The organism is Pseudarthrobacter xylosi, assembly GCF_055412765.1.
In genome coordinates this window covers 275,965-291,552 of the sequence record NZ_JBVAYT010000003.1, presented here as the reverse complement: position 1 = coordinate 291,552, position 15,588 = coordinate 275,965, and the positions used below count along the sequence as shown (strand labels likewise).

General features: G+C 62.8%; 17 protein-coding genes. 8 read left to right on the top strand and 9 right to left on the bottom strand.

Going from position 1 to position 15,588, the window contains the following annotated elements; translation table 11 throughout:
- Positions 1 to 96: 96 nt before the first annotated feature.
- Together qcrC and ctaE are read right to left on the bottom strand one after the other, a co-directional pair.
- The gene (gene qcrC, locus ACZY1F_RS08895; protein ID WP_463914439.1) at positions 97 to 885 is read right to left on the bottom strand and encodes a cytochrome bc1 complex diheme cytochrome c subunit; all 789 of its coding nucleotides are present in this window, start codon (positions 883 to 885) and stop codon (positions 97 to 99) included.
- A gap of 87 nt (positions 886 to 972) precedes the next feature.
- Entirely contained in the window at positions 973 to 1,611 is a 639-nt protein-coding gene (gene ctaE, locus ACZY1F_RS08890) for an aa3-type cytochrome oxidase subunit III (protein WP_205630599.1), read from the bottom strand.
- 147 nt (positions 1,612 to 1,758) lie between these two features.
- On the opposite strand from ctaE, the gene trpD reads away from it, so the two are divergent.
- On the top strand, positions 1,759 to 2,817 hold the full coding sequence (trpD, locus tag ACZY1F_RS08885) for an anthranilate phosphoribosyltransferase (RefSeq protein WP_463941374.1): 1,059 nt from the start codon (positions 1,759 to 1,761) through the stop codon (positions 2,815 to 2,817).
- Positions 2,818 to 2,881: 64 nt separating this feature from the next.
- Here the strand turns inward: trpD and ACZY1F_RS08880 are convergent, their stop codons facing one another.
- Together ACZY1F_RS08880 and ACZY1F_RS08875 are read right to left on the bottom strand one after the other, a co-directional pair.
- The gene (locus ACZY1F_RS08880) at positions 2,882 to 3,163 is read right to left on the bottom strand and encodes an Lrp/AsnC family transcriptional regulator (protein ID WP_056340053.1); all 282 of its coding nucleotides are present in this window, start codon (positions 3,161 to 3,163) and stop codon (positions 2,882 to 2,884) included.
- A gap of 120 nt (positions 3,164 to 3,283) precedes the next feature.
- Positions 3,284 to 3,679, bottom strand: coding sequence for a DUF3054 domain-containing protein (locus ACZY1F_RS08875; protein ID WP_463941373.1), 396 nt, complete (start codon positions 3,677 to 3,679; stop codon positions 3,284 to 3,286).
- A gap of 111 nt (positions 3,680 to 3,790) precedes the next feature.
- On the opposite strand from ACZY1F_RS08875, the gene ACZY1F_RS08870 reads away from it, so the two are divergent.
- Together ACZY1F_RS08870 and ACZY1F_RS08865 are read left to right on the top strand one after the other, a co-directional pair.
- Positions 3,791 to 4,186 carry a VOC family protein gene (locus tag ACZY1F_RS08870; protein ID WP_463941372.1) on the top strand — a complete coding sequence of 132 codons (396 nt, stop codon included), beginning with the start codon at positions 3,791 to 3,793 and terminating at the stop codon, positions 4,184 to 4,186.
- 23 nt (positions 4,187 to 4,209) lie between these two features.
- Positions 4,210 to 4,680 carry a VOC family protein gene (locus ACZY1F_RS08865; RefSeq protein ID WP_463941371.1) on the top strand — a complete coding sequence of 157 codons (471 nt, stop codon included), beginning with the start codon at positions 4,210 to 4,212 and terminating at the stop codon, positions 4,678 to 4,680.
- Positions 4,681 to 4,702: 22 nt separating this feature from the next.
- On the opposite strand, the gene ACZY1F_RS08860 is transcribed toward ACZY1F_RS08865, so the two are convergent.
- The 4 genes from ACZY1F_RS08860 to ACZY1F_RS08845 all read right to left on the bottom strand — a co-directional run bounded on the left by ACZY1F_RS08860 (position 4,703) and on the right by ACZY1F_RS08845 (position 9,358).
- Positions 4,703 to 5,299 carry a hypothetical protein gene (locus ACZY1F_RS08860; RefSeq protein ID WP_463941370.1) on the bottom strand — a complete coding sequence of 199 codons (597 nt, stop codon included), beginning with the start codon at positions 5,297 to 5,299 and terminating at the stop codon, positions 4,703 to 4,705.
- Between the two features lie 60 nt (positions 5,300 to 5,359).
- Positions 5,360 to 6,412, bottom strand: a complete 1,053-nt coding sequence (locus tag ACZY1F_RS08855; protein ID WP_463941369.1) for a chitinase — start codon at positions 6,410 to 6,412, stop codon at positions 5,360 to 5,362.
- Between the two features lie 111 nt (positions 6,413 to 6,523).
- Positions 6,524 to 8,692, bottom strand: coding sequence for a bifunctional polysaccharide deacetylase/glycosyltransferase family 2 protein (locus ACZY1F_RS08850; protein ID WP_463941368.1), 2,169 nt, complete (start codon positions 8,690 to 8,692; stop codon positions 6,524 to 6,526).
- Positions 8,693 to 9,133: 441 nt separating this feature from the next.
- A complete protein-coding gene (locus ACZY1F_RS08845) occupies positions 9,134 to 9,358 on the bottom strand; it encodes a hypothetical protein (RefSeq protein WP_463941367.1) in 225 nt (74 codons plus the stop codon).
- 952 nt (positions 9,359 to 10,310) lie between these two features.
- Here ACZY1F_RS08845 and ACZY1F_RS08840 point away from each other — a divergent pair.
- The 4 genes from ACZY1F_RS08840 (at position 10,311) to ACZY1F_RS08825 (ending at position 14,398) form a co-directional block, all read left to right on the top strand.
- A complete protein-coding gene (locus tag ACZY1F_RS08840; RefSeq protein WP_463941366.1) occupies positions 10,311 to 11,213 on the top strand; it encodes a hypothetical protein in 903 nt (300 codons plus the stop codon).
- Positions 11,214 to 11,376: 163 nt separating this feature from the next.
- Positions 11,377 to 12,558 (top strand): type III polyketide synthase, encoded by a 1,182-nt coding sequence (locus ACZY1F_RS08835; protein WP_463941365.1) that lies wholly within the window; start codon positions 11,377 to 11,379, stop codon positions 12,556 to 12,558.
- 12 nt (positions 12,559 to 12,570) lie between these two features.
- Positions 12,571 to 13,263 (top strand): class I SAM-dependent methyltransferase, encoded by a 693-nt coding sequence (locus tag ACZY1F_RS08830; protein WP_463941364.1) that lies wholly within the window; start codon positions 12,571 to 12,573, stop codon positions 13,261 to 13,263.
- Complete coding sequence (locus ACZY1F_RS08825) at positions 13,256 to 14,398, top strand: FAD-dependent oxidoreductase (protein WP_463941363.1); 1,143 nt, start codon at positions 13,256 to 13,258, stop codon at positions 14,396 to 14,398. Before ACZY1F_RS08830 ends, ACZY1F_RS08825 begins: the two co-directional genes overlap by 8 nt.
- 27 nt (positions 14,399 to 14,425) lie before the next feature.
- On the opposite strand, the gene ACZY1F_RS08820 is transcribed toward ACZY1F_RS08825, so the two are convergent.
- Positions 14,426 to 14,845 carry a nuclear transport factor 2 family protein gene (locus tag ACZY1F_RS08820; RefSeq protein ID WP_463941362.1) on the bottom strand — a complete coding sequence of 140 codons (420 nt, stop codon included), beginning with the start codon at positions 14,843 to 14,845 and terminating at the stop codon, positions 14,426 to 14,428.
- 59 nt (positions 14,846 to 14,904) lie between these two features.
- Here ACZY1F_RS08820 and ACZY1F_RS08815 point away from each other — a divergent pair, with 59 nt between their 5' ends.
- On the top strand, positions 14,905 to 15,570 hold the full coding sequence (locus ACZY1F_RS08815) for a peptide deformylase (protein ID WP_463941361.1): 666 nt from the start codon (positions 14,905 to 14,907) through the stop codon (positions 15,568 to 15,570).
- The last annotated feature ends 18 nt before the right edge of the window (positions 15,571 to 15,588 follow it).

The window sequence follows — 15,588 nt, the reverse complement described above, 5'->3', positions numbered from 1 at the left end:
TCGCCTCATCCTTCTCTCGTCCCGGCGTCTGCCGAGTTAGTTTTCAATTTCAAACTGCTGACTGGGCAGCAGAAGTTCTTAAGTTTCCCGTTGCGCCTAAGACGTCCGGGAAGTAAGCCAGATGGTGAACGCGATGATGACGCCCAGGCCAGCAACCCAGACAAAGAGTCCTTCGGCGACCGGGCCCAAGGCGCCGAGGTCAGCGCCGCCGGGGGAGCCGTTGGCTTCGATCTGCTTCAGGAACGTGACGATGTCGCGCTTGCCCTCGGGGGTGACGTTTGCGTCATTGAAGACGGGCATGTTCTGCGGTCCGGTGACCATCGCTTCGTAGATGTGCTTTCCGGACACGTCGGCAAGGGCGGGAGCGAACTTGCCTCGGGTCAGTGCACCGCCGGCTGCTGCTGCGTTGTGGCACATGGCGCAGTTCACACGAAAGAGCTCGCCACCCTTGGCGGCGTCACCCTGCTCATCAAGCAGGTGTTCTTCAGGAATTGCCGGGCCGGCTCCCAGGGAAGCTACGTAGGCTGAAAGCTGGTGAGTCTGCTCATCGTTGAACTGGGCCGGCTTTTTGTAAGCCTGCGGACCGTTCATCTGCATGGGCATCCGGCCGGTTCCGACCTGGAAGTCAACCGCTGCAGCACCGACGCCGACTAGGGAAGGGCCATCCTGGCTGCCGCTAGCACCCATGCCGTGGCAGGTGGCGCAGTTTGCTGCGAAGAGCTTTTCGCCCTCGGCGGTGTCATTGGCGCTGAAACTGGTGGTGGATGCCTTGGCCTGGTTGACGGTAGTGGCAACGGCGTACAGCCCACCAGTGATGAGGAGACCCATCAGTAGCAGCGCGATTACTGCGAGTGGGTGACGCCGCTTTTGCGAGAGAGCCTTCACGTGGTGGTTCCTTTATTCGATCGTGCGCCGGCTCCGTGAGCCGCTTCTTGAAATTCTGCCTCTTGTAGAAAAGGAATCAAAGCTTGACTACTTCAGTACGTAGATGACCAGGAAGAGGCCGATCCAGACAACGTCCACAAAGTGCCAGTAGTAAGACGTGACGATCGCGGAGGTTGCTTCGAAGTGGCCGAACTTCTTTGCTGCGAACGAGCGTCCGATGATGAAGAGGAAGGCTATGAGGCCGCCAATGACGTGCAGGCCGTGGAAGCCGGTGGTCATATAGAACGCTGAGCCGTACGCGTTGGATGAGAGCGAAACGTGTTCTGAAACAAGCATCGCGTATTCAGTGGCCTGGCCGGCGACGAAGAACGCACCCATGATGAAGGTCAGTGTGAACCATTCATTCATGCCCCAGCGGGAGAACTGGAACGGACCGCCTGTTTTGCGGGGCTGCAGCCGTTCGGCGGCGAAGACGCCCATCTGGCAAGTAAAGGAACTGGCCACGAGGACGATCGTGTTGACGAGCGCAAAGGGGAAGTTGAGCTTTGCTGTCTCTTCCGCCCACATCTGTCCGCTCGTGGAGCGCAACGTGAAGTACATGGCGAAGAGACCGGCGAAGAACATCAACTCACTGGACAGCCAGACTACGGTTCCAACAGAAACCATATTGGGGCGGTTCAGCGTGGGGTGCGCCGGGGTACTGGGGGCATGGGTCGCAGATGTCACATAGACATTATGTCTATAAAAGTCTGTACTTCCCAACGCGAACCGCCTTTTCGGGGGACTTTTTCTACAAAGACGCGAAATCACTGCGAAAAGTTCCCGGCGGCGTTCACATTGGTCAGGTCCGGGGTGGCTCGATAGCATCAGAAGGTGACTTCTCAGGCAACCGCGCCCGCGGACAGCAACACTTGGCCGCGGCTCATATCGGCCCTCATCAACGGAACTGACCTCACGGCGGGCAACACCGCGTGGGCGATGGACAGAATCATGTCAGGGGAGGCCACCCCTTCGCAGATTGCCGGATTCCTGGTTGCCCTCAGCGCCAAGGGTGAAACCGTGGAGGAAATCTCGGGCTTAGTGGACGCGATGCTGCGCCACGCAACACCAATCGACATCCCCGGCGAGAAGCTGGACATCGTGGGTACCGGCGGTGACCAGCTAAATACCGTCAACATTTCCACCATGTCCGCCCTCGTCGCCGCGGGCGCTGGAGCGAAAGTGGTCAAACATGGCAACCGGGCAGCGTCCTCGTCGTCCGGATCAGCCGATGTACTCGAAGCACTCGGGGTCAGGCTCGACCTCCCGGTGGCCCAGGTGGCACGCAACGCGGGTGAGGCCGGAATCACTTTCTGTTTCGCCCAGGTATTCCACCCCTCTTTCCGTCACACCGCAGTGCCCCGCCGGGAGCTCGCCATCCCCACCGCTTTTAATTTCCTGGGGCCGCTGACCAACCCGGCGCGGGTGCAGGCGTCCGCCGTGGGCGTGGCGAATGCCCGGATGGCACCGCTGGTTGCGGGCGTCCTGGCGAAGCGGGGCAGCCGCGGCCTGGTTTTCCGTGGCAATGACGGGCTGGACGAACTGACTACAACGGGTCCCTCCACCGTTTGGGAAATCCGTGAGGGCGCGGTCGTTGAACTGAATTTTGAGCCGGCCGCGCTGGGCATCCGTCCCGCGACTGTGGAGGAACTCCGCGGCGGGGACGCCCAAGCGAATGCCGCCGTCGTACGTGATGTCCTTGCCGGCAAAGCCGGCGCGGCGCGGGATGCCGTGCTGCTTAACGCGGCCGCCGGTCTGCTGGCCTTTGATGAATCGGCCGAGGCCCCGTTCCTGGAGCGGATGCGTTCGGCGCTTGCCCGGGCCGAGGAATCCATTGATACCGGTGCCGCGGCGGCGGTCCTCGATAAGTGGGTTGCGCTGACGCGGCCTTGACCCGACTACACAAAAGACGGGGCCAGGCTGTTAAGCCGGGCCCCGTCTTTTCCGGGAATTGGTCCTACTGTTCGAAGCCGAGCGCGAATGCCGCGTCGAGATCGTGCTGGGAATAGGCGCGGAACGCAATGTGTGTGGTGGTGTGAACCACCGCGGGGACCTTTGACAGCTTGTCGGCAATGACGTCAGCCAGGTCCTCATGCCGGGCGACGCGGGCAACGGCGATAAGGTCCCATTCGCCTGTCACGGAATAGACCTCGCTGATGCCTGGGATCGCAGAAATTTCCTCGGCGGTTTCCGGGATGCGGGCGGCGTCGGTCTTGATCAGAACGAATGCGGTGATCACTGTTCAATCCTTCCGGATCTGTTGGCCGTAGCTGTGCCCGGCAAGTCTCTATGGTGATGCCAGCCTATTACATGGCCGGTGTCCATCAGGCCTGTCCCAGGCGCGAGGCCGGCAGCGGTGTCACGACTGTCGAAACCTGCGCACCAGCGCAAGAAGTGCCCGGTAGCCCACCAGGAACAGCCCCAGGCTCAAGAGCGCAACAATCACGAAGGCCACGACTACGGTTTGTCCCGTCAGCGCCCTCAGGATCATGCCGCCGGCCACGGCTCCAAGCCAAACCACGACGCCGGTTGCCATGGACAGCGGACGCCGCCAGGCCCGTCCCGCAAACCAGGCGATGGCGGCCCCAGCAAGGAACGGCCATGCCGTGAGGAAGACTCCGGTGAGGATGTCGCCGCGTTGGTGGGCATCCCTGCCGATCGCCGCGAAGACCAAAATCAGGAAGGCATCTGACAGGGCGGCGGCAATAATGGCCTGCCGGGGGGCTCTGGTGGACTGTTTGGTCTCGGAATTCATGGCTTCGAGCCTAACCCGGCGAGTGGGGTGGCCCGGGCCTGATGCTTGCCGGGGTACGGGGGGATTATGGAAGATGGGAGGGACAGCGGCGCTCATCACGCGGGAGGCACAGTGCGTCTGATCCAGGTGGCCCAGCAGGCACATGACCTCCAGCGGGCCGCTGAGTTCTATTCACAACTGCTGGGGGTGCAACCAGCGGCGATCTACGACCCGCCGGGACTGCTGTTTTTCGATCTGGATGGCGTTCGGCTCTTGCTGGAGCGCGGCGTGCCGTCGTCGGTCCTGTATTTGGAGGTGGAGGACGTCCGGACGAGCATCAGCTCCCTGCAGGGCAGGGGAGTGGAGGTAATTTCACTGCCGCAGGTGATCTTTCACCATGACGACGCTGCCCTGGGTCCGGCAGGAACGGATGAGTGGATGGCCTTCATCCGCGACTCGGAAGGCAACACTGTGGGGCTGGTCAGCCGGCATCCTCCGGCCGTTGTGCGGGGAATGGCCCCGGGCTAGGCTCTAGCCGGAAGGGAACAGCCATGCAAAAGATTTCCACGTGCCTGTGGTTCGAGAACCAGGCCGAAGAAGCCGCCGAGTTCTATGTGTCTGTCTTCGGTGATTCCAGGATTCTGGACGTCTCGCGGTTCGGTGAAGGCGGTCCCGGTCAGGCCGGGCAGGTCATCACCGTTGAGTTCGAGGTTGAGGGCCGGAACTTCATGGCACTCAACGGGGGAGCGCCGGCCAATTTCACTGAAGCCGTCTCGTTTGTAGTCGACTGTTCTGACCAGGTGGAAGTGGACCGCTACTGGTCGGCGTTAACGGTCGGCGGGGCGGAGAGCCAGTGCGGCTGGTTGAGGGACCGCTACGGTGTCTCCTGGCAGATCGTGCCGGACATCCTGGGCTCTCTGATCGGCGGTCCGGACCCGGAGGGTGCCCAGCGCGCGATGCAGGCCATGCTAGGCATGCAGAAGCTTGATATCGCCGCACTCCAGGCGGCTTATGAAGGTTGAGGAGCGCTGCGCGGCCCCGGGCCTATCGGACAACGAGGTCGTTGCCGTAGCCTGAATCACACTTGCCGTCGTGGATCACACCTGCCCCGGGGGCCACGGCGTAGTTCTTTGCAGGTTCGAAGACCACCGCAAACACCCCGGTGACCGTTCGCAGGCAGTTGCGGACTAAGGACGCACTTTCCCCCTTGCCGCCGATCCACATATCAATCCACACGGAATCACCACCGTTTTCGCGGGCGCCGACGTGGCACGGTCCGTTCTCCGGAGCCGGTCCGTCTCCGCAGGAGTCTTCCACGATGAAGTAGCGCCGCACATCGGGCAGGTAGATCCGCGTGCCTGCGGGGATATCAAGGATGTCCTCCCCGGTCGCTTTGGAATGCCCGACGGCGAGGGTAACGGGATCCTCATAGGTTCCAGTTCCGCCGGCCTCGTTATGCACGACGGGGTGGCTAATCGTGGGCGACCCCGCGGGTGTGTTGTCGTACCACGTATAGGCCGTGACGAAGACCTTCGAATCGACTTTTTCACCGGGTGCCCGGGGCGACGACGGGCTGACGCAGGCGGCAGTCGCCAGGACGGCACAGACTAATCCTGCTGCCGAAGGGAATCTTCTGTGCATTCGTTGCCTCCTCGAATTGTTCCCGCCAGCCAGCCAGCTCAGTGCGATCCCGGGCCGTTCCTAAGGCTGACGCGTCAGTGCGTTGGACAATACCTCCGCGAAGATGCCGGGTTTCTGCTCAATGCCGCTGCAGTCACTGGCTACGCTGCTGTGCGGTTGACCTTGGCCCGGGGAATTGCAGGCAGCATCCCTGTTCAGGGACCACATGGACATCCGGCCGATGCCTCGCTCCAACGCGAAGCTGTTCAGTCCCTCAGCATCCGCTAGGGCAAAGACGTTCCCCTCGACATCGTTGACGCCGATCATCGGCGTGAGCCCGATCTTGTTCCACAGGGCAGCAGTGTCGAGGGGTTTGCCTGCCGCTGCGTATATCCCGGCCAGCCTCCGGTGGGTAGCCTCGGCTGCGGCCACCGCAGCATCAAGCATGGTTTCGCCGGGAGCGAGCGGGCCGAAGTTCATGGTCATGATATTCACGCCGGCGAGGTCAACACCGGACTCAATCATGGTTTCCACGGAGATCACGGCTGCGGGGGTGAGCCCTCCCCGCGAGACAGGAAGCGTCAACCAGACCTTGAGAGGTTTATCAAGAGGCCGCTCGGCCTGAAGGCGCGCCGTTGCCGTTGCGCGTCTCTTCACCGCTGCATAGTCGGCAGCACCTGCGCCTTCGATGTCGAGGTCCACGGTGTCCAGTCCGTACCTGCTGATGACTGATGTGTAGGCGCGAACCAAGGCATCACCGTCGGTGCAGGCTGCGGCCAGTTCTGTACCCCGTTGCCCGCCGAAGGAGACTGCGACGTCGTTGCCTGCCGTGCGGAATGCGTCCAGCCGTGAGTCGAGAGCCAGCTTGTCGCTGGCCCGGTCAAGATCATAGAAGCCGCCCCAGACAGGCTCGCATGGCCGGGCGGGATCTGAGCTGATAAAGGAGAGGACCGTCGTTACCCTTCCCTGCGACGGTAGTTCCTGTGGAGGGAGACTTGGGAACAGCGTGACGTCGAGGTAGCCACCGAACCAACCAGGCCTGGTGGCGCTTTGAGTTACCTCCACCTTCCGGCCGGGTCCGTCCGGCGGCGTGGAGCCGCATGCGGCCAGCGTAAGAACTGCCATCAGGATCATGAGGTTCCTTCCCGGCCGTTCGGATGTAGGCATGTGCTGCTGCCGCCTCGCTGCACTTCTGCGTGCGTAGTTCGTGGGGTCGATCAGCATAACGCAAGCAGAATGGTTGGGCTATAGGGAATCCTGCAGGGTACGCGGCGCGGGTGAGGCCGCCAGAACAGGAGCGGGAGCACGTGCAACGATCGGCCCGGGCAAAGCGGGAAGCGTGACACTGTTGGTCCTCTCGGGCCTGTACCAGCCCACGGCGGTGCCGCGTAGGGCCATGATCGCTGAGCCGAACACCACGTAGGCGCGGAGGGGTTCGTAGATAAGCCTGTAAATCGGCACCATGAAGAGATGGAGGACACTCTCGCGGACCATCAGGACGGCCACAATCGAGATGATCATATGGGTTGCGGCGACGAACGCCGAGAAGATTGCGATGGCCTGCCATTCTCCGTGGATCAGGCTGTTAATTGCGACGATGACTGTCAGGGGCATGAAGATTAGCGGCACGAGGACAGAGATCAGCGCATACGGCATGGTGAGCAAGCCAAGGGCCCCGTACTTGGGGTTGAAGAGCATTGAACGGTGCTTGTACAGGGTCTGGAAATTGCCGTAGGTCCAACGGAGCCGCTGTTTGAACAGGCCTTGGACTGTCAGGGGCGCTTCAGTCCACGCGACGGCCTCGTTTTCCTGAACGATGCTGTAGCCAAGGCTTTGAAGTGAAAGCGTGAGGTCAGCATCTTCGGCAAGGGTGTCATGGGAGTAGCCGCCGGCCCTGACCAGGGCCTCACGGCGCCACGCGGCGCACGCACCGGGAACGATGGAAATAGCGCCCATGAGGCCCTCGGCCATGCGGGTGACACAGATACCGGAAAGATACTCCAGGCTCTGCCATGCCGTGATCAGGTTGCGCCGGTTTCCGACTTTGACATGTCCTGCCACAGCCCCGACCTCCTTGCCCTGCCGGGGGGCCAGGAAATGGCGGGCGAACATCTTGATGGTCTGTGGTTCAAACAGTGTGTCACCGTCGAGGGTGACCACAACTTCTCCGCGGGACTGGGCGATTCCGTTGTTGCTGGCCGCTGATTTGCCGCCGTTCGGCTGGTCGATGACGCGAAGATTGGGCCACGTCCTGGCGTAGTCCGTCAGCACGGCAAGGGTACCGTCCGTTGACCCGTCGTTGATCGCGACCACTTCCATGCGGGGGTAGTCGCTGGCTCTTAGGGCATCAAGTGTCCTGGCCACGACGAGTTCTTCGTTGAACACGGGCAGGACCACGCTGACGAAGGGCCAGTCGTCGTCGTCGATGGCGTCCCAGCGGCGTCGTTTCTGCCGGACGTTGTTGATCACGGCAAGCACCACGAACAGGAACGTCAGGATGGTCAAAGACCCAATGCCGAACCAGAACAGCCAGTTGAGGACAATGTTGGGTGTGACCAGGTAAGTTGTGAACGCCGCCAGTGTCATGGTGTCCTCCACGCTGGCGGTGACGCTGTGCCGCGGCACATACTCTGGGGGCAGCAGGGGCTGGAGAGTAGTGAAGGTGTAGCCCTGCGCTTTGGCCTGTGGGATGAGGGCTTCCAGCATTTTGAGCGTTGCGGAGCGGTCCCCGCCTCCGTCGTGCATCAGCACGACGTGCCCTTCGCCGTTCAGTTGCGGTACCTCAACGGGCACTCCCGGCGCGTGGTCCCAGTCCCTCGTATCGAGGTCCATGTTGATGTGGAAGTAGCCCAGCTGCTGAGCTTGTAGAAGCGCCAGGGTGTTGTTTTCGGGGTTTCCTGTCGGGATCCTGAATAGCCTGGAATCATAATTTTCCGTTGCCCGCATGACACGGTCCTCGCCAATGATCTGCTGACGGTTGTACGAGTCCTCGTGGGCCCAGAAATCGATGTGGGACATGGTGTGGTTGCCGACCATGTGCCCTTCGCGGATCATGCGGCGGAAGATTTCAGGGTGTTTGATGATGTTGTCGCCGACGGGGAAGAAGGTCGCCGGCACGCCTTCGCGCGATAGCAGGTCCAGGAGTTGCGTGGTGAAGCGGGGATCGGGCCCGTCATCGAAGGTCAGCATCAGCGTGTGGTCCAGAGCCTGGCCGTAGGCTTCCACAACGTAGGGGCTTTGGCCAATCACCTCTGTCTCGTCTGCGGTTGCTTCCCTCCAAACGGTGTCGCTGAAGGGATCCTTGAGTAGGACCTTCCCATCCTTCGGAACCACGAGCGCGATCCGGTGAAAGATGGCAGTGCCTTCCCTGAAGCCGATCCTCGGGATGTTCTCCAGGTCCTGCTGGCTCAGCAATTGCCTTGGATAGGCGGCGGCCTGGTTCTTTTCTCCAAGCCGCAAAGGAGCAGTCGCCGCAGGGAGGATTGCAACGAGGGACAGGACCATCAACATCACTGCGGCAAGCAGGCATGTCCGAACCCGTTGCCAGCGATGTCCGCTGACGTCGAAAAAGACCGGTGCCGGAGCAGTTGAACGAGGAGGGGCTGGTTTTTTCATATACGCCTCGCGAGGTGGTCGTGAGTGCAGGGCAACCTGACAGAATCAGGCAAGTGACCGCCAAGGAAGAAGCAGAAAGGGATAAATCTGCCCCCAACCTGGTGCCGCAGAGCCAGCCGCTCCGAAGTGTCACCGTACCTAGGAACCTAATAGCGCAAGACACGGGTACACATGCGTAGCAGGTACTCGAGTTTTTTTGAGGTGCTACTTGCTGAAAATGCTCGGGCACGGCGCCCCAGCTCAGGAGCTTTTCTGAACCCGGCGCACCAGCCAGGTGGCTTCCCACCGGACGTTGTACTCCCCGTTGGTGTCCGACTCAACCAACACATGAGTGACCGTGTAGGCGATGGCGTTGCCGATGATGGAGCGTACTTTGACGGGGGCCGGCCTGAGCATAATCACAGGCGTTCCAGGGGCTTGTCCCAGCGCATGCTCGCGTGCCTGGGGGATACGGGAATTCAGCATATGACGTCCTCAGGAGTGCCGGAACTGAACAATGCCGCTTCTCAGCTAGTGGAAGATCGACACTGATCTGCCCGTGGGTGCGTGATAAATAGACGTACCCAGCGTGCCGCCATGCAACCAACCGTAGAAGTCCGGCCTCTGCCGTGCATGCGTACGAAGTACTCGACTTTTCGAGGTTGGCTACCTATTGTCGCGGGAGGCGTCCGGTGACGGCGGGAGGCCGCCGTCGTCCCGCACCGCCGCAAATGACCGCAAAACTGTCCCGGACCTGTGATCGAGCCGGGGGAGCGGTGGGGTACGAATTGATGGTCATGCAGAGTTCGGGTCGGCGTCTGCCGTGCGGCCCTTGGGTGAAGAAGTTCAGCGGGCGGTGAGGAAGTCGTTAGCGGCCAAGTCGATTTGATCTTGATTGTTCGCAACTGAGCGGCTGTGTCTGTGTCCCTTCGGGTGCGCGAAAAAATCCCGGACGCAGTCGCCAACACGGCGCGGGACTCGAAGCGTCCGCTGCACGCAATCGTGAAAACTGGGTCAGACCAGTTCTTAGGCGTTCTTCGATCAGGTGCGGGATAACCAGTTACTTTACATAATGTAGATTATCGGCGTTATCGGAGAGTGGAGAGTGGCCTATGTTACGCCGACGTTATACAGGCGCATCCGGGGGCTTCCTTGGATGTTGATGCAGGTCAGGTCGAACTTGCCGGGTGGACCTCCAGCCATTGATTTTGGCGGCACGCAGGCGACACGCCAGTGATTGGCCTGTTCCACTGACCGCAAGGTAACGTTTAGGTCACCGGTCGGCGCACACGCCGAAAAGATCGCCCGAAATGCTCTTGCGTGTGGTAAGTCCCCAGATGGCAACGTCCCCGCGTTGCCGCAGGCCGTGTCCAACTCCGGGCAGGGCATACCCCTAGGGGAAATGCCCGTTCCGTACTCCCATGAAGAGGCTTTTTCCATGCGCAGAAATGATCTGCTGGCCGCCGGCATGCTCACGGTCCTACTCGCCACCTCGGCGTGTGGCTCCGTCACTGGCGCCCCCAACTCACCCGCTCAGTCTTCGGGCTCGGCCATCGCCGGCGTCGAAGCCAGCTCCAGCACCCAGCCCGACAAATCCGCGGAGATCGGCGCCAGCCAGCGTGCCGCCGCAGAGAAGGCAGAGGTAGCCGCAGCGGCTGCAACGGCCCAGCAAGCTGCGGCAGCGGCCGCGGCAACGGAACAGACAGCCGAAGAGGCGCCGGCCGCGAGCCCGGTTGCGGCGGCTGTTCCCGTACCTGCCGTTGCGCCGGCTGTGGTTGCAGCGGCTCCGAAGCCTGCGCCGGCACCGGCCCCTGTCCAGCCGGCGTCGTCCTCCGAGAACATTGTCAACACTGCGTACACAACGGCATACACCTGGCACGACAACACGCCGGCCGGCTCAGTTGAAATCAGCCACCCGGTATTGCACCAGTCCGCTGGGGGCACCGGCACTTACGATGACCCCATCACCATCGCCGTGGGGCATTCCCTCGCCACCGGCAAGGACGTGCTCGATTTCCCGGCCGGAACGCGGATCTACCTTCCGGACGTGCGCCGCTACTTTATTGTCGAAGACACGTGTGGCGACGGCAACGATCCCCAGGGCGGCCCGTGCCACCAGGGCACAAACGTGGAGGGAAGCAACTCCACCATCTGGATCGACATGTGGATCGGCGGCCAGAGCATGAATGCCAGCGGCGCCGACCAGTGCGCCGGTAAGGTGACTGCCGTTAACACCGCCGTCTTCAACCCGGCGAGCAACTACGTCGTGGCACCGGGCGCCGGTGTCATCCATGACGGCAAGTGCGACGCCGGCTATGGAAACACTCTCGTGAAGCAGTAGTTATCAAGGAATTGGCCCCGTAGCGAACCGGGGCCCAGCGGGGGCCGGCGATAATTCGCCAGCCCCCGCTTTTGTGTCCAGAGCACCAGCCTGAGGCACCGGAACGGCTCCCCCGGCCAGCCCGGCCATTGTCTAATCCGGCGGGCTCGCCAAGAATGAACCAATGACGGTCTACCTGCGTTCACTTGAAACTGCTGTTCCGCCAACTGTGCTGGTCCAGGCCGAAGCCCGTGAAGTCTTTGCGGCCCAGCCCGGCCTGACCAGGTTGGGCTCCCGGCTGGTGAACACCTGCTTTGATTCAGCCGCCATCGACACCCGCCATACCGCCGTTGACGAAATGACCATGGCGTTCCGCTCGGACGATCCGCAGTTCTTTGATCCGGCCACCGGCCTGCTCCTGAACCCCACCACCAAGGTGCGCAACGAGATCTTCGCCCGGGAAGTCACCAAACTCTTCATCGAGTCTGCCCGGGCTGCCGTGGACGCCTGCCCGGATCTATCCTTACTTGACATAACCCATGTCGTGACCGTCTCCTGCACAGGGTTCTTCAACCCTGGTCCTGACTACAAGATCGTCCGCGCGTTGGGATTGGACCCGGCCGTCCAGCGCTATCACCTCGGATTTATGGGCTGCTACGCAGCCTTTCCGGCGCTGCGGGCCGCCAAGTCCTTCTGCGAGGCAGACCCACAGGCCGTTGTCCTGGTGGTCTGTGCCGAGCTGTGCTCGCTGCACGTGCGGACGTCCAACGACCCCGACACCATCATGGGTTCGGCGCTGTTCGCCGACGGCGCGGCGGCTGCCATCATTACGGCCCGCAACAATCCGGATGCACCTGCCCTGATGCAGCTGGACCACTTCGAAACCGTCCTCACACCGGTGGGCGAGGAGTCCATGGCGTGGAACATCGGCGACCACGGCTTTGAGATGGTGCTCGGCAACTACGTCCCCCACATCATCGACGACCACATCATCGGCGCCCTGACACCGCTGCTGGCCCGGGATCCGTCGTTGCGTGGACTCCCCTACCGGGACATCCGCCATTGGGCCATCCATCCCGGCGGCCGGAGCATTCTGGACAAGGTCCAGACGCGCCTTGAACTCACGGACCAGCAACTCGTTCCGGCCCGGGATACCCTGCGGGACTACGGCAACATGAGCAGCGCCACGGTGCTGTTTGTCCTCCGGCACATCCTGGAGCAGCCAGCGGTGGAGGGTGAGGAACGTATCTGCTCCATGGCGTTCGGCCCCGGCCTGACAGTGGAAACAGGACTCTTTACGAAACTCCGCCAGACCGCCACGGGGAAGCGGGCGGTGCAGCCTGAGGCGGCGTCGTCACTGGCCTGACCTGTGTCCCTGATGCGGCAACGGGCTGTGGACGCCGTGGAAATAATGGACCTGCCGGACTGTGACCCCACCAAACTGGCGCGCACATACCGGCAGTTCGGACTGGTGAACCTGCTCTTCTCAGGCTGGCGGCGGCTGTACTGCAATGAGCTTCGCCCTCTGCTCTCCCACGACTCTGCAACGACCGTCCTCGACATAGGGTGCGGCGGAGGTGACTTGGCGCGGCAGCTCGTCCTCTGGTCCGCCCGGGACAAACTGCTGCTCGACGTCACCGGCATTGACCCGGACGCCAGGGCATACAGCTACTCGTCACACCGCCCCCACCATTTCTCAGTCCGGTTCCGCCAGGCCGACAGCACAGAACTGGTCCGCGAAGGCCGCCGTTTCGACGTCGTGATCTCGAACCACGTCATCCACCACCTCCATCCAGCGGACCTGGCGCAGCTCCTGGCGGATTCGCAAACCCTGGCACGCCGGCTTTCCCTGCACAACGACCTGCGAAGGAACATCGGGGCCTATGCACTTTTCTCCGTGGCCGCCCTGCCCTTCATCGGCTCGTTCATCCGTGCGGATGGCCTGACCTCGATCAGGCGCAGCTACACACCGAAGGAACTCACAGCCGCCGCTCCCCCGGGCTGGCAGGTGGCACGCCATTCCCCTTTCCACCAAGTCCTTATCCACCGCCGGGACCATCCAGATGGTTGAGGTGGTAATCGTCGGCGGCGGACCCGTGGGCCTCTATCTCGCGGCCATGCTGCTGCAGGAGGGCGTCGCGGTGAGGGTCCTTGAACAGCGGGTTCACCGGGAATCCCACTCGCGGGCCATCGGCATCCATCCCCCCGCCCTTGCGGCCCTGGACCGAGTTGGCGTGGCCAGCGCCATGGTTGGTGCCGGCGTGCAGATCCGCGGCGGTATTGCGGTCAGCGGCGGAAAGACCGTGGGGTCAATGTCCTTCGCATCGGTCTCGGATCGGTTCCCGTTTGTCCTGTCCCTCCCCCAGTTCACAACGGAATCCTTGCTGGAGCAGCGGGTACACGAACTGGATGGGGCGGCGTTGGTCAGGGGTGCCAGGGTGACGGAAATAGCGGACGACGGCGGACTGGTCACCGTCCACGCTGAGGCCACCAAGGCGGGCGGTGCCGGCAGCCGCAGCACCTCACGCCTTGTGGTCGCCGCCGACGGCTCCCGGTCCCGGATGCGCGGCCTGCTGGGCATCCCGGCCACGTCCCGAAGTTATCCCCACCACTATGTGATGGGTGATTTCGCAGCTGAGGACACCCGCAACCACGAAGCCGTCCTGTACCTCGAGGCCGAAGGGATAGTGGAATCCTTTCCCTTGCCTGGCGGTCTCCGCCGCTGGGTCGTCAGGATTCCCCGGCCCGCACCGGTCCTGGACGTGGTCGAACTGGTGCGGATGGTCCAACAGCGCACGGGGGTCCGGCCGGACCCGGCCAGCAACAGCATGCTCAGCAGCTTCAGCCCCCGGTCCACGGTGGCATGCCGGTCAGTCGCGGGCCGTGCGGTCCTGCTCGGTGATGCGGCCCATGAACTAAGCCCCATCGGCGGCCAAGGCATGAACCTTGGCTGGCTGGACGCGGCGGAACTGGCGCCGATCATCTGTGCTGCCCTGGCGGGGAAACCAGTTGGCCAGCGCCTGCGCGCCTATTCCACCCGGCGTCGGAACGCCGCCTTAGTGGCGCGGTGGCAGTCGGAAGTGAATATGACGCTGGGGCGTCCACTGGCGCCGCCGTTCCTGGCGTTGAGAAACGCCACAGTCCTCGCGGTGTCCTCTATCCCGACGGTCAACAGGCTAGTGGCCCGCCGGTTCACCATGCAGTGACCTCCTTCGCCGGAAGGCGCCGGCGGGTCAGGAGTTCACAAAGTAGCAGTCGTAACTGTCCTGGCTGATGATCAGGCCGTCCCGGACTTCAAAGACCGACGACGTTCGGGCCCGAATGGTCTCACCGGCATCCCAGTACCGCAGGTCCATCAGCGTCCGCGCCGACCAGTCTGCCTCCACCACAACGCGACCGCCTTCGCAGGTGGTGCGGCGGATCTCGAACTTCTGGTCCGCCACTACTTCGCCGCTTTGGTCGAGGCCGGCCATCGCCTGGTCCCGCGTCCGGGTGGAGCCTTCAGCCGCGAGCAGATGCGGCGCCTCGGCCAGCACGAAGTCCGCAGCGAGGAAAGGCCCGATGGCCGCGCCGTCACCGCCGGCTTCCAGGACCCGGATAAAGTCCAGGACAAGTTCCAGTGCGTTGGTTTGGGGCGCAATCAGTTCAGCCATGGCATCGACATTAGCCGACGCGGCCCACGCCGTGCGGTGTCCGCCGCTAGGCTTTCCGCATGACCGCCGTATCACCGCCCACTTCATTCACTCCTGCGCACCTGAGGGAACGGGTACAGGAAATCCTGTCCGCGGGATCGCTGCCGCCCATCGTCCAGGCCGGGAATCCCATACTCCGCCAGCGGGCCGCGGCCTTCGACGGCCAGATCAGCGCCGGCGAGCTGGACCAGTTGATAGCCCTCATGCGAGAAGTAATGCACGACGCCCCTGGCGTGGGGCTGGCCGCCCCGCAACTCGGAATCCCACTGCAGCTGGCAGTCCTTGAGGACCAGTACGACGTCGACCCGGAGGCCGCGGCACTGCGGCACCGTAGCCCGCTGGAGTTCCTCACCATCATCAACCCGCGCTACACGGCCGTAGGAACGGAAACCGCCGCGTTCTTCGAGGGGTGCCTCTCGCTGAGCGGGCTGCAGGCAGTGGTTGTCAGGCCTGAACGGGTGTTGCTCCGGTTCGAATCCCCCGCAGGCCTGGCGTCGGAACGGGAATTCGAGGGGTGGCAGGCGAGAATTGTGCAGCACGAAACCGACCATCTCCGTGGCACCCTGTACGTTGACCGGGCCGAGTTGAGGTCCCTGAGCTCCAACGCGGAGTACGCCGCCAACTGGGCGGAACCGGGGATCGGAAAGGCCCGTGCGGCCTTGGGATTCCTGCCCGGGAATCCCTGAAACGCCCGTGCCTCGCCG